The following is a 2,542-nucleotide window of genomic DNA, read 5'->3' as shown; positions in this document are numbered from 1 at the left end:
CTGCTCGATCCGCAAGGGCGCCAACCCGTTCCTCGGATCGCTCGGGTCGATCCTGTCGAAAACCCCCGGCACCACCAGCACCGGTGCCGGTGGTGGTGGTAACGCGGCGGTCGCCACCGCGCTGACCTCGGATTTCACCGGCGCCGACCTGCCCGGTCTCCGATCGAATGTCGACGCGCTCGGACAGCAACTGTCCGGCACCGACACCGGCGGCTCCGTCGATGTGAACCAGATCGCCGACACCGCGACCGCGCTGTCCAAGACGCTCAGCCCACTGGCCGACCTGTTGCAGTCCGGGGCCGCGAACAGCGCTGCCACCAGTAGCTTGGCCGCAGCCCCGGTGGGCACACCGGAACACGCGGCCGCACAGGTCCTCACCACAGCCAGCCACGCGGACCTGGCCGGTGCACTCGACTCGGTGGCCACGATCGCGAACACCGCAGCCGAACTCGCGAATGGTGGCACCACCACCCTGCCCGCCACCGCACCCGAAATCTCTCAACTCTCGGGCGCCGCCGCATCACTCGGTAGCCAGATCGCGCCCGTCGCCGCCACCCCCGCGGATGCCCTCTCTTCCGCGTCGAGTGTGCTGTCGGTCCTCAAACCCACAGTCGTCGTCGACCAAGCCCTGAACGTCGTTACCGGCGTCACCACGCTCGATATTCCGAAGATCCTGCACAACCTGATCGTGCTCCCGCAAAGAATTGCCGCCGGCGATGTCCGCGCCGCCCGCGATACCGCCCGAGAGCTGAACGTGCAGTTCGAGCCCATGGTGAAGATGGTCGCCGGTGTCGACTTGAAGTGGATCTCCCAGATCCTCGCGATCATCCCGGACCCGTCCGGATACACAAAGATCGCGGCGCTGGTCACCAGCATCCTCGGCAACGTCGACGTGATCAAGCTGGCCAACATCGCCGGTCAAGCCCAGGAAATTGCGTGGGCCGCCGCGGACAAGCTCTTTCCCCCGCCCGGGGTACTACCCGACCCGGTCGGTGCTGCGGCGCAGACGGCAGCGTTGCTCCCACTCGGCCTCGACCTCGCCTCGGTGGCCGCGAACATGCTCACCGGCAAAGCCAGCAAGACCGACCCCGCGCTGCTCGGCAAGCAGACCAATCCCGTGGGCAACGCGATCACCACGCAGGCGCAGACCCTCGACCTCGCAGGACTCGCCGGGTCGGTGTCGACGATGGCGCAGTCGCAGGGGGCCGAGGATCTCGCCCACGTTGTCGGGGAGGGCCAGAACGTGGCCAGCTTCTTCGCCTCCGGTGCACACCAGAGCTACCAGAACCTGGTCGTCGACAACGCCGGCCGCAACGCCATCGAGTGGGTCTCGGAATGGCTGAACCTGCAGATCACCCGTGCCGTCTGACGGTCCGACCGCGTCCGAAGTCGAAGAGGAGCACCGGAAAATTGGCCGCTCGAGCACACCGCCCCACCTCCTGCTGGGTGACTTGCCCGCACTGCGACAGACGCACCTACTTCACGCGCAAGGATGCCCGCGCAGCACGCACCCATCACGAAAAGCGTCAGGGCCTGTCGATCTACCCCTGCCCACACCAAGACCAGGACGGCGACCGCTTCCACGTCGGGCTCCGGCCAGAAGGTTTGGGCCGCGGCGCCATCGACCGCGACACGCTCGCCGACAATCAGCGGGGAACACTCTCCCAAGGCAGGTTCGCAGTCGGGGGTGAGTGGTGACACTGATGAACGCCGAGGGATCACCGACCACCCCGATCCCCCTCCACCCCGGCGCCCGGATCCGCTTCGGTATCGAACCCCGCCGCCTCTACACCGTCCGCGCACTCTCGGAGCACTTCGTCGTCTGCACCCGCCAACGCGACTTCGCCACCACAGGTGACTTCGTCTACACGGTCATCGATTGGCGGAACGGAATCCGCCGCCCGATCAACGTGATCGGGCACAGCGTGGACGTGAGCACCGATGAGCGGTGCCGCGACCTACTCGACGACCTCGAAGCCGGCCGGTGGGAAATCAGCCACCGCAACCGCGTCCAGCTCGACATCCTCGATGGAGGCAAGCCCTGACGGAGCGCACACGCGAGAGAACTTATCGCGCAGTGTTGCTGCTGCTTGTTCGAATGGCGGACGATCGCCGCCGCACGACCCGGTGAGGCCCTTCAAGCCCCTGCTCTGCTCCCTGCCTGCCCCTGAGGTGCTCGGAGATGGTGCCGATGGTGGACAGAACTGGGATGGCGGCCGTTGCCGTACAGGGGGTTCCGGTTTCGTGGGGGATTAAACTCTATGGCTGCCTCGCCCCAGAATTGCGCGGAAACGCCAAGGCCACGCGGGCGGCGGGCATTGATACACGCCCTACAGTCAATGGGGCGATCCCGGATGAATTGGATACTGGTCCGCCAGCCCCGACCAGCAGGCACTGGCACAGCTGTCCCAGCTGCGGCGTTGGTATCCGAGATCCGCTACTGCTCCCGCGTGATGCTTTTCCGATCATGGTGTGCCGACACCGACACCGACACCGACACCGACACCTAGTGTGCGGTGTCTCGACCGCGGTTGCCGACATT

2 protein-coding genes are annotated in these 2,542 nt (G+C 66.3%); both read left to right on the top strand.

The features are described 5' to 3' along the window. Window positions 1-1,369: hypothetical protein (locus AZG88_RS53225; RefSeq protein WP_061701598.1), on the top strand; the 1,369-nt coding region annotated here is incomplete at its 5' end. Between the two features lie 334 nt (window positions 1,370-1,703). After that, window positions 1,704-2,045 carry a hypothetical protein gene (locus AZG88_RS48865; RefSeq protein ID WP_231914490.1) on the top strand — a complete coding sequence of 114 codons (342 nt, stop codon included), beginning with the start codon at window positions 1,704-1,706 and terminating at the stop codon, window positions 2,043-2,045. The last annotated feature ends 497 nt before the right edge of the window (window positions 2,046-2,542 follow it).

It is taken from the genome of Rhodococcus sp. LB1, assembly GCF_001583455.1.
Lineage (GTDB): Bacteria > Actinomycetota > Actinomycetes > Mycobacteriales > Mycobacteriaceae > Rhodococcus_F > Rhodococcus_F opacus.
Note: the sequence above shows the minus strand (reverse complement) of the source record. Positions and strands in the feature narration are given on the sequence as shown.

Excerpts from the sequence above, each read along its gene's own strand:
- AZG88_RS48865 (WP_231914490.1), top strand. The coding sequence starts at position 1,704 with ATGAACGCCGAGGGATCACCGACCACCCCGATCCCCCTCCACCCCGGC.